This is a genomic window from Limosilactobacillus coleohominis 101-4-CHN (assembly GCF_000161935.1).
In the GTDB taxonomy this organism is placed as follows: domain Bacteria; phylum Bacillota; class Bacilli; order Lactobacillales; family Lactobacillaceae; genus Limosilactobacillus; species Limosilactobacillus coleohominis_A.
The window spans coordinates 154,656-180,858 of record NZ_GG698804.1 but is presented as its reverse complement, the minus strand read 5'-3'; the positions used below and the strand labels follow the sequence as shown (position 1 = coordinate 180,858).

General features: G+C 42.9%; 22 protein-coding genes. 21 read left to right on the top strand and 1 reads right to left on the bottom strand.

Annotation, left to right across the window (positions count from 1 at the left end; translation table 11 throughout):
- From groL to HMPREF0501_RS05970, 4 genes are all read left to right on the top strand, one after another.
- The coding region (gene groL / locus HMPREF0501_RS05985) for a chaperonin GroEL (protein ID WP_040456006.1) at nucleotides 1-1,608 on the top strand (1,608 nt) is incomplete at its 5' end.
- Nucleotides 1,609-1,842: 234 nt separating this feature from the next.
- Nucleotides 1,843-2,628: a DMT family transporter gene (locus HMPREF0501_RS05980; RefSeq protein ID WP_223206790.1), complete on the top strand. Its 786-nt coding sequence runs from the start codon at nucleotides 1,843-1,845 to the stop codon at nucleotides 2,626-2,628.
- A 90-nt stretch (nucleotides 2,629-2,718) separates the two neighbouring features.
- Complete coding sequence (locus HMPREF0501_RS05975; protein WP_006917010.1) at nucleotides 2,719-4,557, top strand: APC family permease; 1,839 nt, start codon at nucleotides 2,719-2,721, stop codon at nucleotides 4,555-4,557.
- A 16-nt stretch (nucleotides 4,558-4,573) separates the two neighbouring features.
- The gene (locus tag HMPREF0501_RS05970) at nucleotides 4,574-4,834 is read left to right on the top strand and encodes a hypothetical protein (RefSeq protein ID WP_040456050.1); all 261 of its coding nucleotides are present in this window, start codon (nucleotides 4,574-4,576) and stop codon (nucleotides 4,832-4,834) included.
- A 46-nt stretch (nucleotides 4,835-4,880) separates the two neighbouring features.
- On the opposite strand, the gene HMPREF0501_RS05965 is transcribed toward HMPREF0501_RS05970, so the two are convergent.
- Nucleotides 4,881-5,522 carry a YigZ family protein gene (locus HMPREF0501_RS05965; protein ID WP_006917008.1) on the bottom strand — a complete coding sequence of 214 codons (642 nt, stop codon included), beginning with the start codon at nucleotides 5,520-5,522 and terminating at the stop codon, nucleotides 4,881-4,883.
- A 60-nt stretch (nucleotides 5,523-5,582) separates the two neighbouring features.
- Here HMPREF0501_RS05965 and HMPREF0501_RS05960 point away from each other — a divergent pair, with 60 nt between their 5' ends.
- The 17 genes from HMPREF0501_RS05960 to uvrA all read left to right on the top strand — a co-directional run bounded on the left by HMPREF0501_RS05960 (nucleotide 5,583) and on the right by uvrA (nucleotide 26,092).
- Nucleotides 5,583-6,917: a DEAD/DEAH box helicase gene (locus HMPREF0501_RS05960; RefSeq protein ID WP_006917007.1), complete on the top strand. Its 1,335-nt coding sequence runs from the start codon at nucleotides 5,583-5,585 to the stop codon at nucleotides 6,915-6,917.
- Complete coding sequence (locus HMPREF0501_RS05955; protein ID WP_006917006.1) at nucleotides 6,902-7,576, top strand: ComF family protein; 675 nt, start codon at nucleotides 6,902-6,904, stop codon at nucleotides 7,574-7,576. The genes HMPREF0501_RS05960 and HMPREF0501_RS05955 overlap by 16 nt, the downstream gene beginning before the upstream one ends.
- Before the next feature lie 138 nt (nucleotides 7,577-7,714).
- The gene (gene hpf / locus HMPREF0501_RS05950; RefSeq protein WP_006917005.1) at nucleotides 7,715-8,254 is read left to right on the top strand and encodes a ribosome hibernation-promoting factor, HPF/YfiA family; all 540 of its coding nucleotides are present in this window, start codon (nucleotides 7,715-7,717) and stop codon (nucleotides 8,252-8,254) included.
- A 188-nt stretch (nucleotides 8,255-8,442) separates the two neighbouring features.
- A complete protein-coding gene (gene secA / locus HMPREF0501_RS05945) occupies nucleotides 8,443-10,806 on the top strand; it encodes a preprotein translocase subunit SecA (RefSeq protein ID WP_006917004.1) in 2,364 nt (787 codons plus the stop codon).
- Nucleotides 10,807-10,963: 157 nt separating this feature from the next.
- A protein-coding gene (gene prfB / locus HMPREF0501_RS05940; protein ID WP_412047820.1) for a peptide chain release factor 2 occupies nucleotides 10,964-12,080 on the top strand; the annotation gives its coding sequence in 2 pieces (ribosomal slippage) (nucleotides 10,964-11,035 and nucleotides 11,037-12,080; 1,116 coding nt in all).
- 54 nt (nucleotides 12,081-12,134) lie between these two features.
- The gene (locus HMPREF0501_RS05935) at nucleotides 12,135-12,449 is read left to right on the top strand and encodes a PspC domain-containing protein (protein ID WP_006917002.1); all 315 of its coding nucleotides are present in this window, start codon (nucleotides 12,135-12,137) and stop codon (nucleotides 12,447-12,449) included.
- 12 nt (nucleotides 12,450-12,461) lie between these two features.
- Nucleotides 12,462-12,827 carry a phage holin family protein gene (locus tag HMPREF0501_RS05930; protein WP_006917001.1) on the top strand — a complete coding sequence of 122 codons (366 nt, stop codon included), beginning with the start codon at nucleotides 12,462-12,464 and terminating at the stop codon, nucleotides 12,825-12,827.
- 9 nt (nucleotides 12,828-12,836) lie between these two features.
- Entirely contained in the window at nucleotides 12,837-13,796 is a 960-nt protein-coding gene (gene hprK / locus HMPREF0501_RS05925; RefSeq protein WP_006917000.1) for an HPr(Ser) kinase/phosphatase, read from the top strand.
- Nucleotides 13,796-14,602 (top strand): prolipoprotein diacylglyceryl transferase, encoded by an 807-nt coding sequence (gene lgt, locus HMPREF0501_RS05920; RefSeq protein WP_006916999.1) that lies wholly within the window; start codon nucleotides 13,796-13,798, stop codon nucleotides 14,600-14,602. Before hprK ends, lgt begins: the two co-directional genes overlap by 1 nt.
- A gap of 5 nt (nucleotides 14,603-14,607) precedes the next feature.
- Nucleotides 14,608-15,624, top strand: a complete 1,017-nt coding sequence (locus HMPREF0501_RS05915; protein WP_006916998.1) for an NAD(P)H-dependent glycerol-3-phosphate dehydrogenase — start codon at nucleotides 14,608-14,610, stop codon at nucleotides 15,622-15,624.
- A gap of 61 nt (nucleotides 15,625-15,685) precedes the next feature.
- Nucleotides 15,686-16,594, top strand: a complete 909-nt coding sequence (galU, locus tag HMPREF0501_RS05910; RefSeq protein ID WP_006916997.1) for a UTP--glucose-1-phosphate uridylyltransferase GalU — start codon at nucleotides 15,686-15,688, stop codon at nucleotides 16,592-16,594.
- Nucleotides 16,595-16,789: 195 nt separating this feature from the next.
- Nucleotides 16,790-17,728 carry a thioredoxin-disulfide reductase gene (gene trxB / locus HMPREF0501_RS05905; protein ID WP_006916996.1) on the top strand — a complete coding sequence of 313 codons (939 nt, stop codon included), beginning with the start codon at nucleotides 16,790-16,792 and terminating at the stop codon, nucleotides 17,726-17,728.
- A 46-nt stretch (nucleotides 17,729-17,774) separates the two neighbouring features.
- Entirely contained in the window at nucleotides 17,775-18,560 is a 786-nt protein-coding gene (locus HMPREF0501_RS05900) for a Cof-type HAD-IIB family hydrolase (protein ID WP_040456003.1), read from the top strand.
- Nucleotides 18,561-18,641: 81 nt separating this feature from the next.
- Nucleotides 18,642-20,369 (top strand): phospho-sugar mutase, encoded by a 1,728-nt coding sequence (locus tag HMPREF0501_RS05895; protein WP_006916994.1) that lies wholly within the window; start codon nucleotides 18,642-18,644, stop codon nucleotides 20,367-20,369.
- A gap of 60 nt (nucleotides 20,370-20,429) precedes the next feature.
- Nucleotides 20,430-21,068 carry a YfbR-like 5'-deoxynucleotidase gene (locus HMPREF0501_RS05890; RefSeq protein ID WP_006916993.1) on the top strand — a complete coding sequence of 213 codons (639 nt, stop codon included), beginning with the start codon at nucleotides 20,430-20,432 and terminating at the stop codon, nucleotides 21,066-21,068.
- Between the two features lie 125 nt (nucleotides 21,069-21,193).
- Nucleotides 21,194-23,233, top strand: a complete 2,040-nt coding sequence (gene uvrB, locus HMPREF0501_RS05885) for an excinuclease ABC subunit UvrB (protein ID WP_006916991.1) — start codon at nucleotides 21,194-21,196, stop codon at nucleotides 23,231-23,233.
- 3 nt (nucleotides 23,234-23,236) lie between these two features.
- Nucleotides 23,237-26,092: an excinuclease ABC subunit UvrA gene (gene uvrA / locus HMPREF0501_RS05880; RefSeq protein ID WP_006916990.1), complete on the top strand. Its 2,856-nt coding sequence runs from the start codon at nucleotides 23,237-23,239 to the stop codon at nucleotides 26,090-26,092.
- Nucleotides 26,093-26,203 lie beyond the last annotated feature (111 nt).

The following is a 26,203-nucleotide window of genomic DNA, read 5'->3' as shown; positions in this document are numbered from 1 at the left end:
GATGCACGTAAGTCAATGATGGCTGGTGTTGACAAGCTTGCAGATACAGTTAAGACGACGATTGGTCCTAAGGGACGGAACGTAGTTTTGGAACAAAGCTATGGTTCACCAACAATCACTAATGATGGGGTTACGATTGCCAAGAGTATTGACTTAGACAACCATTTTGAAAATATGGGAGCTAAGTTAGTAGCCGAAGTTGCTTCCAAGACAAATGATATTGCTGGTGATGGGACTACGACTGCTACTGTCCTTACTCAAGCTATTGTTAACGAAGGAATGAAGAACGTTACTGCTGGTGCTAATCCAGTTGGTGTCCGGCGCGGGATTGAAAAGGCTACTAAGGTTGCTGTAGCTGCATTGCACAAGATGAGCCATGATGTTAAGACCAAAGATGACATTGCGCAAATCGCTTCAATTTCAGCTGCAAACCCTGAAGTTGGTAAGTTGATTGCTGATGCCATGGAAAAGGTTGGTCATGATGGTGTCATTACAATTGAGGATTCTCGTGGTGTTGAAACTAGTGTGGACGTGGTTGAAGGGATGAGCTTTGATCGTGGTTACATGTCTCAATACATGGTTACCGATAATGACAAGATGGAAGCAGATCTTGATAATCCATACATCTTGATTACAGATAAGAAGATTAGCAACATTCAAGACATTCTTCCATTATTACAATCAGTTGTGCAAGAAGGTCGTTCTCTCTTGATCATTGCTGATGATATTACTGGGGAAGCATTACCAACCCTTGTTTTGAACAAGATTCGGGGAACCTTTAACGTATGTGCTGTTAAAGCGCCTGGTTTTGGTGACCGGCGGAAGGCTCAATTACAAGATATTGCGATCTTGACTGGTGGAACAGTTATTTCCGATGATCTTGGGATGCAATTAAAGGACGTTACCGTTGATCAATTAGGTCAAGCTAACAAGGTTACGGTTACAAAAGATGCTACCACCATTGTTGACGGTAGTGGTGACAAGAACGCCATTGCTGAACGGGTGGACCAAATTAAGCAAGCAATTGCCAAGTCAACTTCTGACTTTGACAAGGAAAAGCTTCAAGAACGTTTGGCTAAGCTCTCCGGTGGTGTTGCCGTTGTTAAGGTAGGTGCCGCTACTGAAACCGAACTTAAGGAAAAGAAGTACCGCATTGAAGATGCTTTGAACGCTACGCGGGCTGCTGTTCAAGAAGGATTTGTTCCAGGTGGTGGAACGGCCTTGGTAAACGTTATTCCAGATATTGAAGCAATTGAAAAGGATGTTTCTGGCGATGAAGCAACTGGTGTTAACATTGTAAAGAACGCGCTAGAAGCTCCAGTTCGTCAAATTGCTGAAAATGCTGGTGTTGAAGGTTCTGTAATTGTTAACCAATTGAAGAACGAAAAGCCAGGTGTTGGTTACAATGTTGCTAATGGCACGTTCGAAGATATGATTGATGCCGGAATTGTTGACCCAACCAAGGTTACTCGGTCAGCTTTGCAAAACGCAACGTCAGTTTCCGCATTGTTATTAACGACGGAAGCAGTTGTTGCCGATAAGCCAGAACCAAAGGATGCGGCTCCGGATGCTCCACAACCAGGTGCTGGCATGGGCGGCATGATGTAATCTAATATCAATTATCTGTTAAAAAAGCTCTAGGATTCCTAGAGCTTTTTTTGTTATGAGGGTTGGGTTTTATATTGGAATATGATAACTTTGAAGCTAGTAATTTACTATTGGAGGAGATATTATTAGTTCACGACAAATTGGGATTACTATGGCCATTAGCGGTGCCATTTTATGGGGTGCCTCGGGGGCTGCGGTCCAATACTTGTTTGCTAATCCAACAATTAATGAGTATTGGCTAGTTGGATTGCGGTTACTGGGAGCAGGGGGCTTCTTGTTGTTTTCTCAATCATTAAGAACTTTGCTAAAGTTAAAGCGCTGTTGAGCAGTTGGTCACGAATTGGTTACTTAATTTTGTTTTCATTTGTCGAAATGTGTGCGTCACAGTTATCATATTTTGTTGCAGTCAAATATAGTAATGCACCAACTGCGACCGTTATTCAATTTTTGGGACCAGTATTTATTATTAGCTATCTCGCAATTAGAACTAAAATGCTCCCTCGACGGATAGATGTTATCTCAATTGTGGTTGCCTTGCTTGGGACGTTCTTATTGGTGACAGGTGGTCATATCGATCATTTAGCTTTATCACCGCTAGCTTGTTTATGGGGATTATTAGCGGCAATTTCGGAAGCGATTAATACGATTATGCCACGAGACTTATTCAAAAACTATGGCACCATCAACGTAGTGGGTTGGTCTATGTTAATTTCTGGTTTAGCTTTTCTACCGTTGTATTGGCGATTTCCCGTTCCTAAATTATCAAGCAATGATGTTGGTATGATTTTCTTTATTATTATTTTTGGAACATTGTTTGCGTATACCCTTTTTCTAGGAAGCGTGAAGTACATTCTACCTAGTACTACCGGAATGTTAGCGGCCTTTGAGCCATTGATAGCAACGATTTTGGCAGTGACTTTCCTATCGACGCCATTCGGTTTAGCAGATTGGGTTGGCAGTGGCTTGATTATTTTAGCAACAATTTTTCAATCGCTGCCAGATTCAAAGGTAAGCAATTAATATTTAGATTATTTCACAAAAATGGTAGCAATTCACGAAGAGAGTGGAGTAGAATAGCTTTTGATTTATTACTTTTGAGGAGAATAACTTATGTGGCGTTATTTGAAACGGGTGTTAATTGGAAAGCCCTTGAAAACCCTTGACGAAGGGAAAACACACCTATCAAAGTTTAAAGCACTAGCAATGCTTTCTTCTGATGCAATTTCGTCAGTTGCTTATGGACCAGAGCAGATTGTGACAGTTCTGGTAACTTTGTCGGCGATGGCAATGTGGTACTCGATACCAATTGCTGCGATTGTGTTGGTCCTATTATTGGCAATTACGCTATCTTACCAACAGATTATTCATGCATACCCAAGTGGAGGTGGTGCCTACATTGTAGCTACCAAAAACTGGGGTAAGAATGGGGGATTAATAGCTGGTGGCTCGTTGCTCGTTGACTATATGTTGACCGTTGCGGTTTCGACAACCTCTGGGACCGAAGCTATCACGTCTGCCATTCCAGCATTGTATAAATACTCTGTCCCTATTTCGGTCATCATTGTTCTTTTGATCATGTTTATGAATTTACGGGGAATGAGCGAGAGTGCTAACTTTCTGACCGTTCCAGTGTATTTCTTTGTCATCATGATTTTTATAATGGTGATTGTTGGTGCGGTTAATATTGCGACTGGGCACATTACCTATCATGCGCCTGCAGATTATGGAACCCCAGTTGTTGGAATGAGCTTTGTACTGTTCGTTCGAGCATTTTCAGCTGGTTCTTCCTCACTAACCGGGGTCGAAGCGGTAAGTAACGCAGTGCCAAACTTTAATGAACCTAAAGAAAAAAACGCTTCAACCACATTGGCCATCATGAGTGCCATCTTAGCGTTCTTCTTCATTGCGATTATCTTCTTTGGCTTTTACTTAGGGATTGTGCCGAATGCTAAGGTGACGGTTCTTTCACAAATCGGAACGAGGATTTTCGGCGGCCATGGATTAGGCTTCTACTTACTTCAATTATCAACGGCGATGATTTTAGCGGTAGCAGCAAACACCGGTTTTTCAGCCTTTCCAATCTTGGCTTATAATATGGCCAAAGATAAGTTCCTTCCCCACGCATTTATGGATCGGGGAGATCGACTAGGTTATTCTAACGGGATCATTTCACTGGCTGTTGGGGCCATCGTGTTGATATTGATTTTCCACGGGCAAACCAGCATGCTGATTCCGCTCTATGCGGTTGGGGTGTTTGTGCCGTTTACCTTGTCACAATCTGCGATGATTATTCACTGGTTCCGGGAACGGGAAGGCTGGTGGATTGGAAAGTCTTGCATCAACTTTGTGGGGGCATTAATTTCGCTTTCCCTAGTCGCAGCCTTATTTTGGCAACACTTCGAAAATGTTTGGCCATACCTGATTATCATGCCTTGCTTATTGTGGATGTTCCATAAGATTCACAGCCACTACATTAAAGTTGGCAAACAGCTTCGTGTGGCTGAAAAGACCGCAGTTCAACTTCATGATTATGATGGCTCAACGGTCATCGTTTTGGTTGGTAATGTCACCCGGGTAACCAGAGGGGCGATTAACTATGCGCGGTCAATTGGTGACTACGTTATTGCCATGCACGTTTCATTTGATGAGAACCCTGGTAAGGAACATAAAACAGCCAATGAGTTTAAGGCAGAATATCCAGATGTCCGTTTTGTTGACATTCATTCCTCCTACCGGTCCATTGCCACACCGACGTTACGGTTTGTTGATGTCATTGCTAAGCGAGCGGAAGCGCGGAACTATTCCACGACAGTTCTGGTTCCACAATTTATCCCAAAGCATCCTTGGCAATTGATCCTCCACAACCAAACTAGTCTGCGTTTACGGACCGTGCTAAACTCACGGCAGAATATTGTTGTGGCAACTTATAGTTATCACTTACATGAATAGTAAGATTGGAGAAATTGTGGATAGACGAACTTTACTGAGTGGGTTAGCGTTTGTGCTTGGATTAGTATTCTTAGCATCCTTTACCATTCAGCATAATCACTTTTACTCTGGAATTTGTGGCATTATTGGTTGTTTGGCGATCGTAGGCGGGTTTATCGGTCTCCACTGGGATAAAATTCAAAGTGGTGATCGACACATGAAACGCACTGTGCGGTTACTATTGGCTCTATGCCTAGTTCTGATTATTTTAAATGTAATTGCCAAGTTGCTTGGCTGAGATAAGTTAAACGGCGTATGCAGACTATTTTGCATACGCCGATTTTTTAATTTTCGTATGGAATTTCATGAAACCTGGTGCCATTTTTGTGGATTGTGAGTTGATCACTGAATCGGTTGGTCAGTTGTTCTTGCACAGCTGAAACCTGCGCTTCATCCACGAAAATGGTAGTTTGAACATCTACACCGTATTCTTCGTTGGCAACTTCTAATTGTTGTTCCTTCAGAAAGTAAATTAATTGATCATGTAATTTGTAGGGCACGTTAATTTGGAGCAAGGCTTGTTGAACGCGTTGAACGAGGCCCGCTTGTTTGATTGTTTCGGAAGTCGCATTGCTGTATGCGCGGATAAGACCACCAGCGCCCAGCTTGATTCCACCAAAGTAACGGGTCACCACAGCACATACATCGTGGACACCCACTAATTGTAATGCTTCCAAAATCGGGATCCCTGCAGTCCCACTCGGTTCGCCATTGTCACTTTCTCGTTGGATATGATCATCGGTGCCAATTTGATAAGCAAAGCAATTATGGGTTGCCTTGCGATGAATAGCTTTAATCTTATCGATAAAGGCTCTTGCTGCAGCTTCGTCTTTCACCCGGGCAAGCGAGCAGATGAACCGTGATTTTTTGATGGTAATTTCGTGTGTCGTATTTTCACGAATTGTTAAATAATCTTGAGTAGTCATTTTAAAATTACCTCACAAAAATGCAATTAATTTTCGTCTTTAAATAATGGGAGGGAAATTATGGATATTAGTTTATTATATGGTCGTCGCGAACTCGTTTCAAAAGTTGATCTTCCACTGAAGTTACCAACTACAGTGCAGGTTTTGCCGACATTGGCAGTCACCACTTCGGTTCGTTGTTTGCGCTGTAATGCTGTGACTGCACGTGAGGAGGGTGTATTACCGCATGGACAATATTATTGCCCACAGTGTATTAACTTAGGGCGAGTATCGACGTTAGATTTATTTTACCATGTTCCAGAGCCAAACCAATTTTCTCCACCAACGGAACCGTTAACGTGGCGAGGACAGCTTTCACCATTACAATCACGGGTAGCAGAAGAGGTACGAAAGGCGATGGCCAAGCATCGACAACATTTACTATGGGCAGTGACCGGGGCTGGTAAAACGGAGATGATGTTTTCAACCATTGAACAGGCACTCAAAAAACGGGAGCGGGTTTGCATTGCTTCACCACGAGTGGATGTCTGTTTGGAATTATTTCCGCGTTTACAGCAAGCATTTCAAAAAATACCAATGATTTTATTACATGGTCAGCAGGAGCAGCCGTACCGGTATTGTCCATTAACCGTATGTACGACGCACCAATTGCTTCGCTTCTATCATGCATTTGATTTACTGATTGTGGATGAGGTGGACTCGTTTCCATATGCAGCTAATCATCAGTTACTGTTTGCCACGCATCAGGCGAAAAAATCGACGGGAGGTCTTTTAATGATGACAGCAACACCTGGTCAAACAATGTTGCGTGAGATAAAACGGCATCGGTTAACGGTTAGTCATTTACCTCTTCGTTATCATGGACATTTGTTACCGGAAATTAAGTGCATCAAAATTAGTTCAAAATGGCGGTGCCGGTTAGCACATGGCAGATTACCAATAATGGTGATTCGCTGGGTGAATCGTCATGTGCAAATAAAGAAACGTTTTTTAATGTTTGTACCACATGTTTCAGACTTAACGCCGGTTGCAGATGCTCTTAAGAAAATAATTCCGGAAGCTGCCTTTACGACAGTGTATGCTGCAGATGATGAAAGGTTGGCAAAGGTTCAAGGAATGCGGGAAGGGCAGTACCAATTTTTAATTACGACCACAATCCTGGAACGCGGCGTCACTTTTCCGGCAATTGACGTTTGTGTTATCGGTGCTGATGATGAGGTTTTTTCAAGTTCTGCGTTAGTACAGATTGCTGGTCGGGTAGGCCGCTCCGCCGATTACCCGGATGGTCAAATCACCTTTTTTATTGGTGGTAATACCCTGACAGTTAGTTCAGCAGTGCGTCAGATTAAGTTCCTGAATCGACTTGGTAGGAGATTACAATGTCGAAATGTTTAATATGTGGATGTTCAATTAGTGGCCAATCCACGTTGATGCAATTATTAATGATATCCCCCGATAAGAAGAAAATTTGTGATAAGTGTCGCCAACAATTTATAAAAATTGGTTCAGAGAATCGCTGTCAAGGTTGTGGTCGGCAACGTGGGCAGTACTGTGCTGATTGTCAACGGTGGCGTAGTTTAACCGGCTTTTTACTAGCTAACGAGAGTTTATATCAGTATAATCGGGCCATGAAGCAGTACATGCATGATTATAAATTTCAAGGGGATTATCGTCTCCGACACGTGTTTGTTGAGGAAATGAGTAGTTTGGTTACCAGGCGCAAGCCAGATTTAATTATACCGATTCCCGTCCATGAACGTACTTGGCAAACACGTGGATTTAACCAAGTAACGGGATTACTAGAAATGGAGGTTCAAACAGGGCTATTAGTTACTCAAGAAGTGAAGAAGTCGGCTCCACAGTCATCAAAAACTCGTGAGCAACGACTCCGGACGAAACAACCGTTCAAACTCCTTCAGCCTAGTGTAGTATCTGGCAAACGAATTGTCTTAGTTGATGACGTTTATACTACTGGACGAACGCTTTACCACGCAGCAACGCTATGCCGGCAAGCTGGTTGTCGCCAAGTTTGGAGTGTGACACTAGCTAGTTAAAGAATTTCTAAAATCCAAACGAGAATAAATTGTTAATTAAGGTAAATCAATCTATAATAGAGATAAGGATATGAGAAGAGTGGTCCTTCTGATATTCAGAACAAGCCCAATCGCTTGGACTGAAAGGAGTAAAGTACAATGTTAAAATTCAATATTCGTGGAGAAAATGTTGACCTCACTGATGCAATTCGTGATTATGTTGAAAAGCGGATTAGTAAGATCAATAAGTTCCTTGAAGACAACGTTGATGCAACCGCTCATGTTAATTTAAAGGTTTACAAAAACAAGACCTTCAAGGTTGAAGTTACCATTCCTCTTCCTTACTTAACCTTACGAGCAGAAGAAACATCCAATGATATGTATGCAAGCATTGACTTGGTAACTGATAAGCTGGAACGGCAAATCCGTAAGTACAAGACGAAGGTTAACCGGAAGTCACGGGAAAAGGGCCTGAAGAATCTGGAATTTGTTCCTGGTGATGATGGAACAGAAGATGACTCTTTGAAGATTGTACGGACCAAGGAAATTTCCTTGAAGCCAATGGATTCCGAAGAAGCGGTTCTACAAATGGATATGTTGGGTCATGACTTCTTCATTTTCCAAGATGCGGATACTAATGGCACAAGTGTTGTTTACCGCCGAAACGATGGCCGTTATGGCTTAATTGAAATCAACTAACACGCTAGTTCAGTTCAGGAAGACGATTTACGGATCGCCTTCTTTTTATTTGTCCACGAGAGAGTTTTAATCGGTAATTTTCCATGGTAAAATGGATTGTATATATATATTTAGCATGGTGTTTTTCGCATAAATTTACACAAAGAAAAACCACCGGCAAATAACAAGATGAAGGAAAGGACACTTCTATGGCAAACATACTCAGAAAGTGGATTGAAAGTGACCGTCGCGAATTACGACGGATTAACCGATTAGCAAATAAGGTTGAAAAATACGCTGATGAAATGAGTAAGCTGACGGATGAAGAACTTCAAGCGAAAACCCCAGCGTTTAAAGAACGAATTCAAAATGGTGAAACTCTGGATCAATTATTGCCAGAAGCCTTTGCAGTGGCACGTGAAGGAGCTAAGCGGGTATTAGGACTGTATCCATTCCATGTTCAAATTATGGGAGGGATTGTTCTACACGAAGGGAACATTGCGGAAATGAAAACTGGGGAAGGGAAAACCCTAACCGCAACGATGCCGGTGTACCTAAATGCTTTGAGTGGCAAAGGGGTCCACGTTATTACCGTTAATGAATATCTTTCCCAACGGGATGCTGAAGAAATGGGTCGACTTTATAAGTGGCTTGGCTGCTCAGTGGGGGTTAACGGTGCTGAAAAGAGTCCTGATGAAAAGCGAGCAGCTTATCAAGCAGATATCATGTACTCAACCAATAGTGAAATTGGTTTTGATTACTTGCGGGATAACATGGCAGTTTACAAGGAGGACCAAGTTCAACGGGGCCTTAACTACTGTATCGTAGACGAAGTGGACTCGATCTTGATTGATGAAGCCCGGACACCACTGATCATTTCTGGTCCAGGAACGGGAACCTCGAAGCTCTATAAACAAACAGATACGTTTGTGAAGAAGCTGAAGAAGGATGAAGATTATAAGATCGATCTGGAATCGAAGACAGTTTCGTTGACTGACCAAGGAATTAAAAAGGCAGAAAAGTACTTTAACTTGGAAAATCTGTATAATCCTGAAAACACCGCTTTAACGCACCACTTAGACCAAGCTTTGCGGGCAAACTATATCATGTTACGGGACAAGGATTATGTGGTCTCTGATGGTGAAGTACTAATTGTTGATTCGTTTACTGGTCGGGTAATGAAAGGGCGGCGTTTCTCTGATGGCCTTCACCAAGCCATCGAAGCCAAGGAAGGCGTGGAGATTCAAGAAGAAAATAAGACGATGGCCAACATTACCTACCAAAACTTATTCCGGATGTACAATAAGCTATCTGGGATGACGGGGACGGCCCGGACTGAAATGGAAGAATTCCGTGAAATTTATAATATGGAAGTAATTACCATTCCAACGAACCGTCCGGTAGCCCGCAAAGACGAACCAGACCTACTTTACCCTACCCTAGACAGTAAGTTTACGGCAGTGGTTAACCGAATTAAAAAACTTCACGAAAAAGGACAACCAGTCCTCGTGGGTACCGTCGCAGTTGAAACGTCTGAGCACCTTTCGCACTTGCTAGATCAAGCGAAAATTCCGCACGTGGTTTTGAACGCAAAAAATCACAAAAAAGAAGCGGATATTATTAAAAATGCGGGTCAGGTTGGTGCAGTTACCATCGCAACTAACATGGCCGGACGGGGAACCGACATTAAGTTAGGTCCAGGAGTGAAAGAACTTGGTGGCCTAGCAGTTATCGGTACGGAACGTCACGAATCCCGGCGGATTGATAATCAATTACGGGGCCGTTCCGGACGGCAAGGTGATCCTGGCTTGTCACAATTCTACTTGTCATTGGAAGATGATCTGATGCGGCGCTTTGGTGGTGACCGGATTAAGGCATTCCTCGACCGGATGAAAGTTGAAGGTGACGATGCCGTTATCAAGAGTCGGTTCCTTACTCGACAAGTTGAATCTGCTCAAAAACGGGTTGAAGGGAATAACTATGATTCTCGGAAGAACGTTTTACAGTATGATGATGTGATGCGTGAACAACGGGAAATTATTTATAAAGAACGGCAACAAGTCATTACAGAACAAAAATCACTCAAGTGGGTTTTGATGCCAATGGTTAAACGGACCATTCAACGGGAAGTTGACCAACATACATTAGGTGATCAAAAAGACTGGAAGTTACAAGAAATTGTCGACTTTGCTGGCGAAGTATTAGTGAAGCCGGATGACATTAGTGTTGATGATTTAAAGGGCAAAAACCAAGCGGAAATTGTTGACTATCTGATGAGTCTGGCAGAAGGTGTTTATAAAGATAAACAACGCCAACTTTATGACGCTGACCAGATGCTGGAGTTTGAAAAAGTGGTTATTCTGCGGGTAGTTGATGCTCACTGGACTGACCATATTGATGTAATGGACCAATTCCGTCAGTCAGTTGGATTACGGGGCTATGGACAATTGAACCCGCTAGTTGAATATCAGACGGCAGGGTACCACATGTTTGAACAGATGGTAGCTGATATCGAATATGAAACCACGCGGTTATTTATGAAGTCGGAAATTCGTCAGAACGTTACCCGTTAGTCAGGTAAAGTTATTACAAAAACAAGGGGCTGTGACATCCGGATTTTAACCAAGTTTAAATCTGAAGAGAGGCCCGCAAACGAGTTCGCGGGAACGTGAGGACGAAGCCAAGGATGGCTTCTTTCACGTTCCCGTTTTGTGTTAAGGAGACTAAATTATGGAACTGGTAGATATTAGTAAAAAAATTGAACAAATGCAGACAGAAGTTACGCACTTCGGGAGGTCCCTTTGACCTCGATGCGTTAAATGAACAAATTGCAGAGAATGAGCATCAGATGACGGCACCTGATTTTTGGAATGATAGTGAACAGGCACAAAAACTGATTAATGATAATAACCAGCTGAAGGAGCGACGGGACACCTTTACCAATCTCCGGGACCAATTGGCAGACCTAGCAACCAGTGTAGAGTTATTAAAGGAAATGCCGGATGATGATTTGCAAAAAGAGTTGGACCAAAAGCTGCCGCAAGTGGAAAAACAACTGGAACAGTACCGCTTAAGTCAACTCTTAAGCGGCCCATATGATGCAAATAACGCCATTTTAGAAATTCATCCGGGTGCCGGTGGTACGGAAGCTCAAGACTGGGGTGAAATGCTGCTACGGATGTATCTGCGCTGGGCTGACCAGCATAGCTTTGACGTCGAAACGGCTGCGTATGAAGCCGGTGAAGAAGCTGGAATCAAGAGTGTAACTTTGTTAATTAAGGGACATAATGCCTTTGGTTATCTGCATCCAGAAAAAGGTGTTCACCGGTTAGTTCGAATTTCACCGTTTGATGCTGCAGGGCGACGGCATACTTCCTTTGCTTCGGTAGATGTGATGCCTGAGCTGGACGAGAGTGTTGAGGTTGATATCGATCCGTCAGATTTGCGGGTTGATACTTTCCGTTCCAGTGGTGCCGGTGGTCAGCACATTAATAAAACAGAATCTGCAGTTCGGATTACTCACTTGCCAACTGGGATCGTTACTTCTTCACAAGCGGAACGGTCCCAATTGCAAAACCGGGTGACAGCAATGAATATGCTGAAATCAAAATTATATGAATTAGAGCAAGAAAAACAGGCAAAGCAACGGGCAGAATTGGAAGGCGAACAGCTGGAAATTGGCTGGGGATCCCAAATCCGTTCATATGTTTTTCATCCTTACACGTTGGTTAAGGATAACCGGACTGGATATGAAACCCACGATGGTCAGTCAGTAATGGATGGTGACTTGGATCCGTTTATCAATGCCTATTTACAATGGCAATTAAGTAAGAAAAATCCGCACTAAAAATAGTGCAGACGTGCGATAATAATGTTAGAAATTATTTAAGAGGGTGAGGATATGCAAAAACGTGAACAAATACATCAACGCTTGACTAAGTCCGCTTCCAATCGGGTAATTGCCGGTGTCCTGGGCGGCCTTGCTCAATATTTGCATCTTAAACCGGATGTTGTCCGAGTGGTCTATTTGATATTTACCGCTTTGACAAGCTTTGTGCCGGGAATTGTTATTTATCTGATGTTAGCAGTGCTAATGCCAGATGATCCTCACAAGTCGAATCAATGGCGCAGTTTGATGGATCTATTTAGTCAGGGCCGTCACGCTAAGCAGCCGGAACGCAAGGAATTACATAATGTGGAAGAGAAGGATTTATAAGGAACTGGATCAATGAAGGGCTACTTAAAAAGTGTTTTAATTAATACAATCTTGTTTATTGCGTTAGCTGGATTACTCCGCAATTCTGGAACCTTTTATGTCGCAAGCGTTGGTGTAGCAGTGATTGCTAGCCTCGTATTGGGAATTCTGAATACTTTGGTCAAACCATTTTTGGTTTTACTTTCGCTACCGATTAACATCATTACGTTGGGACTATTTAGTGTGGTAATTAATGGTCTAATGTTGCAGCTGACGTCTCTTGTGGTTGGTGAGGATTTATTTAATTTCTCATCGTTTGGGATGGCGATGGTAGTAGCAATTATTATGTCGATATGTAATGTGATTATTGCCCGGCATTTTGAAACAGCGGATGAATAGGAGAAAACGATGGAACAAACAGATACAGTTACGGTTCGTGAACTTGTACAAAATGCGCGCTTGAAAGTGCTGCAGGGAGAGGATTATTTAGAACGGCCAATTGTCACCAGTGATATTTGTCGACCTGCGCTTGAATTTGCCGGTTACTTTACGCACTATCCGGCAATGCGGATTCAATTACTGGGTATTACCGAAACTTCCTTTGCTCAAGAATTAACTCATGAAAAACGGAAAAATTATCTTGAGCGAATGTGTCAGCCACAAACGCCGTGTTTTGTAGTATCAACCGACTTACCGGTAATGCCGGAGTTACAAAAGGCAGCTGCTGCGGCACATATTCCAATTCTGGGGACCCATCTGACGTCATCACGAGTATTAGGGAATATGACTTCGTATTTGGTTAGTCGGCTGGCTAAGCGACAATCAATTCATGGGGTCCTGGTTGACATTAGCGGGGTTGGCGTGCTGATTACCGGTGACTCGGGAGTTGGTAAGAGTGAAACTGCACTGGAATTGGTCCGACGTGGACACCGACTCGTTGCAGATGACCGTGTAGAAGTGTATGCACGTGATGAACAAACATTAGTGGGGTCAGCTCCGGCAATTCTGCAACACCTGATGGAAATTCGGGGGATCGGGATCATTGATGTGATGACCCTATATGGAACCGGGGCAGTGATGCCAGAGGATACTATTGATTTCATTGTGCATTTGGAGACTTGGACGCCGGATACTCAGTTTGATCGACTGGGTGATCGCGGTGACCAGCAAATTATTCAAGATGTTGCGGTCCCCAAGGTTTCTGTTCCGGTTAAGACTGGGCGAAACCTGGCGATCATCATTGAATCGGCAGCGATGAACTTCCGGGCCAACACGATGGGGTATGATGCAACCAAGACGTTTGATGATAATTTAAATCGGCTGATTAAGAAAAATTCGGTCGAAGATGAAAAGGATCATGATAAATAATGAAACAAAAACTAGCATTGAACCCCATTGCGTGGCAGACTGGTCCATTTAAAATTCATTGGTACGGAGTAATTATCGCGATTGGCGTAGTGCTTGCTTTGTGGTTAGCGGTTCGCGAAGGCCGACGTCGGGGAATTTCCGAAGATGACTTTTACGATTATTTATTGTGGGCTCTGCCAATCGCGATTATCTGCGCGCGAATCTATTATGTGATTTTTCAGTGGCCTTACTATCGAGTTCACCCAGAAGAGATTATTGCGATTTGGGATGGCGGAATTGCTATCTATGGAGCAATTTTGGGTGGCTTTGTTGTGATGATTGTCTTTTGTCGGCACCGGTTAATTAACGTCTGGACGATGCTTGATGTAGTCGCACCAGCTGTGATTTTAGCCCAGGGGATTGGTCGCTGGGGAAACTTTATGAACCAGGAAGCATTTGGTAAAATTACGACGCGGGCAGCATTGCAAGCCCAACATTTACCAACATGGGTAATTGAACAAATGAAAATTGAAGGGGCTTACCGCGTGCCGACTTTCCTATATGAATCGTTATGGGACATAAGTGGCTTTATCCTGTTGGTTCTCTTACGTCATCGGCCACGTTTTTTTAAGCAAGGTGAAGTTTTTTTAGCTTATATTGGATGGTACGCAGCCGGCAGATTTTTCATTGAGGGGATGCGGACGGACAGCTTGATGCTAGGACCGATCAGAATTTCTCAGTTGCTTTCTGCCATTTTATTTGTTGGCGCAATCATTACGGCGGTTTGGCGTCGTTTAAATTGGTACATTAATAATCAAAAGAGGTAATCATTATGAGTGAAAAAGTAGCAGTATTAGGTGCTGGCTCGTGGGGCAGCATTCTTGCCAACTTATTAGTTGAAAATGGTCATGAGGTTAAATTATGGTCTCGTGATCCAGAACAGGTTGAAGCATTAAATGAATGGCATATTAATCCGCAATACATGAAGGATTTTAAGTACAATCAGAATTTAATTGCGACGAATGATATGGCTGAAGCTGTTCAGGGTGCTAAGTACGTGTTGGTTGTAATCCCAACTAAGGGTCTACGTGAAGTAGCTGGTAAGCTGAATCGGGTACTGGAAGAACAAGGCAGCACGCCGTTAATTATTCACGCCACTAAGGGACTTGAACAAGATACCTATAAGCGTCCTTCTCAAATGCTGGAAGAAGAAATTGCACCACAACATCGTGAAGACATTGTTGTCCTTTCCGGACCTAGCCATGCGGAAGATGTGGCTCTGCAGGATATGACAGCGGTCACTGCCGCTTGTGTGAATATGAGCAGTGCCGAAAAAGCCCAAAAATTATTTAGTAATAACTTTTTCCGGGTTTACACCAATGATGATGTGATTGGAGCTGAATTTGGAGCCGCACTTAAGAATATTATCGCAATTGGTGCCGGTGCTCTCCAAGGCCTTGGTTATAAGGATAATGCCCGCGCTGCCCTGATTACACGAGGACTCGCTGAAATTCGACGGCTGGGAGTTGCCTTTGGTGCTAATCCATTTACTTTTATCGGGCTATCCGGAGTTGGCGATTTGGTGGTAACTGCAACCAGCAAAAATTCCCGTAACTGGCGGGCTGGTTACCAATTAGGCCAAGGGCGTAAATTAGAGGATGTTATTAGTCATATGGGCATGGTAATCGAAGGGGTCTACACAACTAAAGCAGCTTACGAATTGGCTCAAAAACGTCAGGTCAAGATGCCAATTACTGAAGCCTTATATCACGTTCTCTACGAAGGGCAAAACATTGAAACTGCCATTACTGATCTCATGGACCGCGAGGTAACCTCAGAATTAGAGTAATTTTTTAATCTGTGGTAAAATGATTGCGGATACATTCTACTAATGGGAAGGATTTAGATTTATGAAACAAGTACGTAAGGCGATTATTCCCGCTGCTGGTTTAGGAACACGTTTTTTGCCAGCAACTAAGGCGTTAGCAAAGGAAATGTTGCCGATTGTTGACAAGCCAACGATTCAATTTATCGTGGAAGAAGCACGGAAGTCAGGGATTGAAGACATCGTGGTGGTTGATGGCAAAAACAAGCGCTCAATCGAGGACCACTTTGACTCTAATCCTGAATTGGAAGACAACCTCCGGGCTAAGCACAAGGACGAAATGTTGAAATTGGTTGAGGAAACCACTGATATCAACATTTACTTCATTCGTCAATCGCACCCGCGGGGCCTTGGTGATGCGGTCTTAACCGCCCGTGATTTCATTGGTGATGAACCGTTTGTTGTAATGTTAGGTGATGATCTTAACAACATTAATAACAATGGGAATGCTTTAACCAAGGAATTAATTGACAGTTACCACCAAACTGGCGCTTCAACGCTAGCCGTAATGCGGGTTCCACATGAAGATACTGCTAAGTATGGGGTGATCAATCCAAGTGCTGAAGTTGAAAAGGGGCTCTACAATGTCACGAACTTTGTGGAAAAACCTGATCCAAAGGATGCCCCAAGTGATTTAGCAATCATTGGCCGGTATGTTTTTACGCCAGAAATTTTTGATGTTCTGGCAAAGACGAAGCCTGGTAAGGGTGGCGAAATTCAATTAACGGATGCCATTAATACTTTGAACAAGACCCAACGGGTTTTCGCACATGAGTATACTGGTGATCGCTATGATGTAGGTAATAAGTTTGGCTGGATTCAAACTAATATTGAATATGGTTTGCAACACCCGCAAACGAAAGATGAACTTCGTGAATACATTAAAAATCTGGGCGCTAAACTAAGTGCAGAAGATCAAAAGAAAACTAAATAGTTAGCTTAAGAACATAAATAGGGTTGCAGAGTTTGGCTTGACCAAATTTTGCAACCCTGTTTATGTCAAAGACTCTTTACTTATTTTAGGTCACGGGATATAATGATTTTAGCTTATAAAAAGTAAGTGAAAATGATAGACATGATTACTTAAATCAAGTAGAATGAATTTAACAACAGAACGGAGGAATCAAAGATGACGGAAGAAAAGCAATTCAATTACGATGTCATTATTATTGGTGCTGGTCCAGCCGGAATGACGACGGCGTTATATGCTTCACGGGCAAACCTGTCTGTTTTAATGCTGGATCGGGGAATTTATGGCGGTAATTTGAACAACACTGCCACAATCGAAAACTATACTGGTTTTCCTTCGGTTCAGGGCCCCGACCTTGCTAAACAAATGTATGATGGGGCAACTCAATTTGGGGCTAAGTATGCATACGGCACAGTTGAAAAAGTGGAGCTCGATGGTAATTTAAAAAAAATTACCACTGATATGGGTGAAACCTATACTGCCAAAGCGCTAGTAATTGCCAGTGGTTCTGAACAAAAGAAGCTCGGGGTTGCTGGTGAACAAGAGTATGGTGGGAAGGGGGTTTCCTACTGTGCGGTTTGTGATGGTGCCTTTTTCAAGGGTAAGCATCTAGTCGTAGTTGGTGGTGGTGATTCTGCTGTCGAAGAAGGAATGTACCTCACCCAATTTGCGGATAAGGTTTCTGTATTGGTTCGTAAAGATCACTTGCGGGCAGCTGCAGTTGCCCAAGATAAGGCTAAAAAGAATGATAAAATGGAATTTATCTTCAATACCAGTGTGACGGCAATTGAAGGTGATGACCAAAAAGTTACCAAAGTGAAGACGCATAATAACGCCACTGGCGAAGATGGTGAGATGCAAGCGGATGGGGTCTTTATTTACGTTGGAAATGTACCAATGACGGCCCCATTTGCTGACTTAGGGATTCTAGATGATCAGGGATGGGTTATCACCGATGATCATATGGCAACGAAAGTTCCTGGTATCTTTGCTGTTGGTGATGTCCGGGAGACGTTACTTCGCCAAATTGCTACTGCTGTTGGCGATGGGGCGCTCGCTGGTCAAGAAGTATTTAAGTACTTTGATAATTTAAAATAAAATAGAAGAGCGGCCGATGTGGTCGCTTTTTTTGAGGAATGAAAGCATGTTGAAATATTTAATTAGTGATATGGATCATACCCTTTTACACAACGATGGACGACTAGATTTGCCAACGATTTCTGCAGTTCGCCAGTCATCAATTAAATTATGCTTAGCATCGGCGCGGAACCCGTATTCAATGGTTGAATTTATTAATCAATTGGGGTTAACTGGTCCGCAATTAGCCATGAATGGTGCATTAATTTTTCAAGTGTATGCGGGGAAAGTCCAAGTTTTACGCGAATGTGCTATCTCACGAGAGTTAGCAAGGCAGCTTGCTATTGAATTGCAGTCTCTTTATCCAGAAGTTGACTTCACCTGGATTACGAGGGATCACTGGTATATTCCTAAAATGACCCCGGCAATGCGGGAGGAAATGAAGTATTCTGGAGTTCAGCCAGTTATTGGTCGGCAACTGCAGGACACTGCTGCACCGGATCAAATTGTGCTGATTATTAAAGATCAACAATTGTTTAGTGAGGTTCAGCACCACCTGCAACAACGCTTTTCTGATCTTTCTATCCACAGTTCGGGTGATGGCTACCTGACCATCAATGCTGCCGGGGTGAATAAGGGAAACTTGGTACAATACTTGATTGACCATGGCATCCAGCGGAGTGAGATTGCGGGGGTTGGTGATGACCAGAATGATTTGCCACTGTTGCAGGTGGTTGGCCATTCACTTGCAGTTGCCAATGCCATTCCAGAGGTCAAAACGCAGGTTACTGAAGTGATTAATAGTAATGAAGAAGATGGGATTGCGCAATTTCTCAGTCAATTTATAGACTAAATTCAGGAAATTAATGATATTGAAAGCAAGTATTGGTAAAATGGTGATGATGAAAAATCTTGAGATTGGAGATGCTTTGTAGTGAGTTGGAAAGAAACCTATGAAGAATGGTTGAATCAACCAAAGATGGCCCCCGCCCTAAAGACGGAGTTGAAAGCCATGAAGGATGATCAGGAGATCGAAGACGCTTTTTATGGCCCATTATCATTTGGAACTGCTGGTATGCGGGGATTAATGGGCCCAGGAATTAACCGGATGAATATCTACACGGTTCGCCAGGCCACAGAAGGTCTTGCAGTTTTAATGGATTCATTGGGTGACGAAATTAAGAAGCGCGGGGTTTCAATCAGTTATGACTCACGGCACCATTCTCGGGAATTTGCCCATGACTGTGCACGAGTGTTAGGTGCGCATGGAATTCAGACATATATTTATGATAATGTGCGGCCAACTCCGGAACTATCCTTTGCGGTTCGGTACAACCATTCGTATGCTGGTATTATGATTACCGCCAGCCATAATCCAAAGGAATATAACGGGTACAAGATTTATGGTGAAGATGGTGGACAAATGCCACCAAAGGAATCTGATATGATGACCGGCTACATCCGGCAGATTAAGGACATTTTTGACATCCAATTGGCGGATGAACAAGATATGCTGAATAGTGGCTTGGAAGTAGTAATGGGCGAGGATGTTGATCACGCCTACCTTGAACATGCTAAAGCGGTCACCATCAATAAGGACTTGGCCAAGAAGTATGGTCAATATATGAAGTTTGTCTTTTCACCATTGTGTGGAACTGGACGGATGTTAGGAGAACGCGCATTACGGCAAGCTGGTTTTACGAACTTTACAATCGAACCAACTGAAGCACAACCAAATGGGGATTTTCCTGGCTTGGAACACCCTAATCCGGAATTTTCGGAAGCCTTTGTGCGGTCAATTAAATTAGGTAAACAAATTGACGCGGATGTTCTGATTGCAACAGATCCTGATGCAGACCGTCTCGGTTGTGCGGTTCGGCAACCAGATGGTGAATACCAACTGTTAACGGGGAACCAGATTGCCTCTGTAATGCTAAATTACATTCTAGAAGCTCACCGGCAGGCAGGAACGTTACCGAAGAATGCAGCAGCGGTCAAATCTATTGTTTCCACTAACTTTGCGGCTAAGATTGCAGAGAGTTATGGTGTACAAATGATTAACGTGTTGACTGGTTTTAAGTGGATTGCTGACCAAATTCACCAATATGAAACTGGCAAGGCTGATCACACTTTCATGTTTGGTTTTGAAGAAAGTTACGGCTACCTTATTAAGCCATTTGTACGGGATAAGGACGCTATCCAATCATTGACGCTCCTTGCTGAAATTGCCGCTTACTACAAGAGCCGTGACATGACAATGTATGATGGGGTTCAAGAATTATTCCAAAAGTACGGTTACTTCAAAGAAAAGACAATTGCTAATACCTACGCTGGTGTTGAAGGCCCAGCAAAGATTAAGAGTCTGATGAAGAAGTTCCGTGAAGAAGCCCCAACTGATTTTGCTGGTCGTCAAGTGGTATTAACAGAAGACTTCGCTAATAACACCAAGAAGACTGCTGATGGAAAAGTTAGTGAATTAGGCATTCCGGAATCAAATGTATTACGTTATGTTTTAGATGATGAAACTTGGATTGCTATTCGGCCATCAGGAACTGAACCGAAATTGAAGTTCTACATTGGTACTAGTGCCGATACGGACGACGCAGCTGAACAAAAACTGACTGAATTCGAAAAAGCTTTGCAAGAATTTGCTGAAGCTTAAGTGAAATCAAGGGATTGACGCGGTACCGTGGCAATCCTTTTTTGAAAGGAGTGATTGCTGATGGGCATGCATGAATATTTAAAAAGTCTTAGTGATTTAGAAATGATTAATCGGGCCCCTGGTTATTTTAAATTTGAACAACATAACGTGGCTGCACACTCATTTAAGGTGACACAAGCCGCCCAAATGTTAGGAGATATTGAAGAGCAAGCAGGTAATAAAATTGATTGGCGTTCTTTATATGAAAAAGCTCTCAATCATGATTACACTGAGCGGTTCATTGGTGATATTAAAACACCGGTTAAGTATGCAACTCACGAACTACGGAAAATGTTAGCCCGCGTGGATACATCATTGACCGAAAACTTTATTAAAAAGGAAATTCCACAAGAATTTCAGAAAGCGTATGAACGGCGTTTTGCTGAAGGTAAGGATGATACCTTGGAAGGAAAGATTTTATCGGTTGCGGATAAGATCGATTTGATGTATGAATCATTTGGTGAAATTCAAAAGGGCAATCCGGAGCCGGTCTATATGGATATTTATAAGTCTAGTTTAACGGCTATTATGAAATTTCGTGAAATGGCGAGTGTCCAATATTTTTTGAAAAAGATTTTACCTGAGTTGTTAAAGGATAACGCAGATGCTAATGCGAAGAATCAGCTAGCAATTGCCACCACCCAGATTATTCAACAGTAGCTTGATTGGAGCGTGAAGATGAAGTCATTAATGATTTCAGTCACGCCCTTTTTTATCCTTTTCCACGAATGGATGTTCGTGTTAAAATTAGACTAGTTACTTACGGAAAATGAGGAGGAATGGTTATGATTTACCGTCAGGCAGATAAAATGTTTGACTTGGTCTCTGATTATCAGCCGACTGGTGACCAGCCGGAGGCTATTGCACAATTAACCAAGGGAATTAAAGATGGCGATAAGGCCCAAATTTTATTAGGAGCAACGGGGACGGGGAAGACGTTTACCATTTCCAATGTCATTGCCAATGTGAATAAACCTACACTGATTCTTTCACATAATAAAACGTTGGCTGGCCAGCTGTATGGAGAAATGAAGAAATTTTTTCCACACAACGCGGTGGAATACTTTGTTTCTTACTATGACTATTACCAACCAGAGGCTTACGTTCCTTCTAGTGATACGTATATTGAAAAGGATGCTTCGATCAATGATGAAATTGACCAATTGCGGCACTCAGCAACCAGTTCTTTACTGGAACGGAATGATGTGATTGTGGTTGCTTCAGTTTCCAGTATCTTTGGTTTAGGTTCGCCAGCTGAATACCAGAATCACGTGATTTCGTTAAGGGTTGGTCAGGAAATCTCGCGTGACCGGCTTCTGCGTGAATTGGTTAATATCCAATTTGATCGCAATGATATTGACTTCCAACGAGGCCGTTTCCGGGTTCGCGGCGATGTGGTTGAGATTTTTCCAGCGTCACGGGAAGAAAAAGCACTCCGGGTGGAATTCTTTGGTGATGAAATTGATCGAATCCGTGAAGTAGATGCCTTAACTGGCGAAGTATTAGGTGATCGCGAGCATGTTTCCATTTTCCCGGCTACACACTTCTTAACCACCGAAGAGACAATGAAGGTGGCTTTGCCGGAAATTGAAGCCGACATGAAAAAACAGGTCGAACAGTTTACGAAAGAAGGTAAGTTGCTCGAGGCAGAACGGATTCAGCAACGCACGACTTATGATATTGAAATGATGCGGGAAATGGGCTATACCAACGGAATTGAAAATTATTCTCGTTATATGGACCGCCGGAAACCGGGAGAACCGCCATTCACACTATTAGATTTCTTCCCGAAGGATTTCTTATTAGTAGTGGATGAATCTCACCAAACGATGCCTCAAGTGCGGGGAATGTATAATGGTGACCGTGCACGGAAGAAACAATTAATCGACTATGGATTTCGGTTACCTAGTGCGCTAGACAACCGTCCCTTAAAACTGGACGAGTTTGAACAGCACGTCAATCAGGTGATCTATATGTCAGCCACTCCCGGGCCTTATGAACAAGCCCAAACTGACCATGTGGTTCAGCAAATTATTCGACCAACTGGGTTGTTGGATCCAACAATTGAAGTCCGACCGGTCATGGGTCAGATTGATGATCTAGTTGGTGAAATTAACAAGCGAATTGAAAAACATGAGCGGGTCTTAATTACAACGCTGACCAAGAAAATGTCAGAAGATCTTAGTGATTACTTGAAAGATCTTGGTTTAAAAGTTAAATACTTACATAGTGACATTAAGACGCTAGAGCGAACGCAGATTATTCGTGATTTGCGGCTTGGCAAATTTGACGTTCTAGTGGGAATTAACCTATTGCGGGAAGGTCTAGATATTCCTGAAGTTTCCTTGGTTGCAATTCTTGATGCCGATAAGGAAGGCTTTTTGAGAAATGAACGATCACTAATTCAAACGATTGGTCGTGCCGCACGGAATGAACATGGGGCGGTAATTATGTATGCCGATACAATCACTGACTCCATGAAGGCGGCGATTGATGAAACGAAACGGCGGCGGACAATTCAAGAAAAGTATAATCAAGAGCACGGTATCACGCCGAAGACAATTATCAAACCAATTCAAGAAGCCATTTCAGCGGTTAAACCAGCTGAAGATCAAGATGATCAGCAAAGTGCAGAGTTTACTGCCCAAGACTTTGCCAAATTGTCGGCTAAGGAACAGCAACAAATGCTGGATGAATTGACAGAACAAATGCGCTCGGCAGCTAAGCGGTTAGACTTTGAACAAGCGGCCACTTTGCGGGATACAGTAATGGAATTATCAGCTCAGCAAAAGGGTAAGCAAAAAATTAAGCAGGGAGGTAAGTAATTCTTGGCAAACGATAAAATAGTTATTCATGGGGCACGGGCCCATAATTTAAAGAATATTGATGTCACAATCCCCAAAAATAAGTTAGTGGTTATCACTGGCCTATCAGGGTCTGGGAAAAGTTCATTGGCTTTTGATACGTTGTATGCTGAAGGCCAACGACGGTATGTGGAAAGTCTGTCGGCATATGCTCGCCAGTTTCTTGGCCAAATGGATAAACCAGATGTTGATTCAATTGATGGACTATCACCGGCAATTTCAATTGATCAAAAAACAACTTCGCATAATCCACGGTCAACAGTGGGAACGGTGACTGAAATTAATGATTTTCTCCGTTTATTATGGGCACGGGTTGGTACTCCAATTTGTCCGAATGATCATATTCCGATTAGCAGTCAGTCACCTGAACAGATGGTGAATCGCGTTTTAAAATTGCCAGAACGGACGAAGTTACAAATTCTTTCCCCAATCGTACGTGACAAGAAAGGAACCCAAAAGAAAGTTCTAGATAAAATTAAACGGGAAGGGTTTGTCCGTGTTCAGGTTGATGGCGAAACTTATGATGTTGAAGAAGTTCCGGAGCTGGATAAAAATAAGCAGCATACGGTCAATGTTGTGGTTGACCGTATTATTGTTAAGGATGGTGTTCGTTCTCGGTTATTCGATTCTTTCGAGTCTGCATTACGCTTGAGTGATGGTTACGCAATTGCGGATGTGATTGGTGGGGAGCCGATCCCATTTTCTGAACAATATGCTTGCCCAATTTGTGGTTTTACGGTTGGTGAGCTAGAACCGCGGCTCTTTTCTTTCAATGCACCAATTGGTGCTTGCCCAGTCTGTGAAGGATTAGGCTCTAAATTGGAAGTTGATTTGGACTTAGTGGTGCCTGATCGGACTAAAACTTTGCGTGAAGGGGCGTTAGTTCCGTGGAACCCGATTTCTTCTCAATATTATCCATCAATGCTTGAGCAATTCTGTACATCAGAGGGAATTGATATGGATAAGCCCTTTAACAAGTTAACAAAACGTCAGCGTGACAAAGTTTTATATGGAAATGGTGATAAAACATTCCATTTTCACTATGAAAATGATTTTGGCGGTGTACGAGACGTTGATGTGCCATTTGAAGGGGTGATTAATAATGTTGCCCGTCGCTATAAGGAAACAAACTCCGATTTTACTCGTGAACAAATGCGGAAGTATATGGCGGAACTACCGTGCCCGGCATGTCATGGCTACCGTCTGAATGAACGGGCATTAGCAGTTAAGATTGATGATCATAACATTGGTGAGATTTCTGATCTCCCAATTAGTAAGTCTTTGCCATTTTTTCAGCAACTAAAATTAGATGATCAAAAGTCAGCAATTGCAAAGCCGATTTTAAAGGAAATCATTGATCGGTTAACGTTTATGGAAAATGTCGGGGTTGAGTACTTAACGCTAAGTCGGGCGGCGCGTACCCTTTCTGGTGGAGAAGCACAGCGGATTCGGTTAGCAACTCAAATTGGCTCTAACCTTTCAGGCGTCATGTATGTTCTTGATGAACCATCAATTGGGCTTCATCAGCGTGATAATGACCGGTTGATTAATTCGCTCAAAAAGATGCGGAATTTGGGTAATACACTAATTGTTGTCGAGCATGATGAAGATACGATGCGGGCTGCGGACTACATTGTCGATATTGGTCCGGGTGCGGGCGAAAATGGTGGTCAGGTCATGGCTGCCGGCACACCCAAGCAGGTAATGCGGAGTCGCAAATCATTAACTGGGCAATATTTATCGGGTAAAAAGATGATTCCGGTACCAGAACAACGTCGGTCAGGAAATGGCAAGGCTATTACGGTGAAAGGAGCTGCTGAAAATAACCTGAAAGATATCGATGTTCGTTTCCCACTTGGCAAGTTTATTTGTGTTACGGGGGTTTCCGGTTCGGGGAAGTCAACCCTTGTTAATCAAATTCTTAAACGAATTTTGGCACAAAAACTGAATCATAACTCTGCCAAACCAGGTCGTTACCGTTCTGTCAGTGGAGTTAATAATATCGAGAAAACCATCGATATTGATCAATCGCCAATTGGGCGGACACCACGGAGTAATCCGGCAACGTATACTGGGGTTTTTGATGATATTCGGGCGCTATTTGCCCAGACGAATGAAGCCAAGATGCGTGGTTACACAAAGGGCCGGTTCTCATTTAATGTTAAAGGCGGCCGATGCGAAGCTTGCCACGGTGATGGGATTTTAAAGATTGAGATGAATTTCTTACCAGATGTTTACGTTCCGTGTGAGGTTTGTCATGGAACCCGTTATAATTCAGAGACTTTGGAAGTTGAGTACAAGGGGAAGAATATTGCTCAGGTCTTAAATATGACCGTGAATGAAGCGCTTGATTTCTTCAGCGCCATCCCAAAAATTCGCCGGAAGCTGCAAACCATTCAAGATGTTGGTTTGGGTTATGTACACCTGGGCCAGCCGGCAACCACTTTATCTGGTGGGGAAGCTCAACGGATGAAGCTGGCGAGTGAATTACACCGGCAATCTAACGGTAAGAGTTTCTATATTTTGGATGAACCAACGACGGGACTGCATATGGATGATATCAAACGATTGTTAGCAGTTTTGCAACGGTTAGTTGACGCCGGAAATACAGTTCTAGTGATTGAACACGATCTGGATGTAGTCAAATCAGCTGATTGGCTGATTGACTTAGGCCCTGAAGGGGGCGACGCTGGTGGCTATGTCGTCGCAACTGGAACTCCAGAAGAAGTGGCTAAGGTAAAGGAAAGTTATACCGGTCAATATTTGAAGCCAATGTTGGAACGTGACCGTGAATGGGCTGCAAAACGGCAACAAAAATAATAATTAAAAAGTCTAGGATGAGCAATGATCCTAGACTTTTTTACTGAGTTACGGAAATGACACGCCCGGTATGTTACAATAGAAAATGATTTTATTAAAGGAGGCATTTCA

Excerpts from the sequence above, each read along its gene's own strand:
- HMPREF0501_RS05975 (WP_006917010.1), top strand. The coding sequence starts at position 2,719 with ATGTGGCGTTATTTGAAACGGGTGTTAATTGGAAAGCCCTTGAAAACC.
- HMPREF0501_RS05965 (WP_006917008.1), bottom strand. The coding sequence starts at position 5,522 with ATGACTACTCAAGATTATTTAACAATTCGTGAAAATACGACACACGAA.
- HMPREF0501_RS05960 (WP_006917007.1), top strand. The coding sequence starts at position 5,583 with ATGGATATTAGTTTATTATATGGTCGTCGCGAACTCGTTTCAAAAGTT.
- HMPREF0501_RS05955 (WP_006917006.1), top strand. The coding sequence starts at position 6,902 with ATGTCGAAATGTTTAATATGTGGATGTTCAATTAGTGGCCAATCCACG.
- hpf (WP_006917005.1), top strand. The coding sequence starts at position 7,715 with ATGTTAAAATTCAATATTCGTGGAGAAAATGTTGACCTCACTGATGCA.
- secA (WP_006917004.1), top strand. The coding sequence starts at position 8,443 with ATGGCAAACATACTCAGAAAGTGGATTGAAAGTGACCGTCGCGAATTA.
- HMPREF0501_RS05935 (WP_006917002.1), top strand. The coding sequence starts at position 12,135 with ATGCAAAAACGTGAACAAATACATCAACGCTTGACTAAGTCCGCTTCC.
- HMPREF0501_RS05930 (WP_006917001.1), top strand. The coding sequence starts at position 12,462 with ATGAAGGGCTACTTAAAAAGTGTTTTAATTAATACAATCTTGTTTATT.
- hprK (WP_006917000.1), top strand. The coding sequence starts at position 12,837 with ATGGAACAAACAGATACAGTTACGGTTCGTGAACTTGTACAAAATGCG.
- lgt (WP_006916999.1), top strand. The coding sequence starts at position 13,796 with ATGAAACAAAAACTAGCATTGAACCCCATTGCGTGGCAGACTGGTCCA.
- HMPREF0501_RS05915 (WP_006916998.1), top strand. The coding sequence starts at position 14,608 with ATGAGTGAAAAAGTAGCAGTATTAGGTGCTGGCTCGTGGGGCAGCATT.
- galU (WP_006916997.1), top strand. The coding sequence starts at position 15,686 with ATGAAACAAGTACGTAAGGCGATTATTCCCGCTGCTGGTTTAGGAACA.
- trxB (WP_006916996.1), top strand. The coding sequence starts at position 16,790 with ATGACGGAAGAAAAGCAATTCAATTACGATGTCATTATTATTGGTGCT.
- HMPREF0501_RS05900 (WP_040456003.1), top strand. The coding sequence starts at position 17,775 with ATGTTGAAATATTTAATTAGTGATATGGATCATACCCTTTTACACAAC.
- HMPREF0501_RS05890 (WP_006916993.1), top strand. The coding sequence starts at position 20,430 with ATGGGCATGCATGAATATTTAAAAAGTCTTAGTGATTTAGAAATGATT.
- uvrB (WP_006916991.1), top strand. The coding sequence starts at position 21,194 with ATGATTTACCGTCAGGCAGATAAAATGTTTGACTTGGTCTCTGATTAT.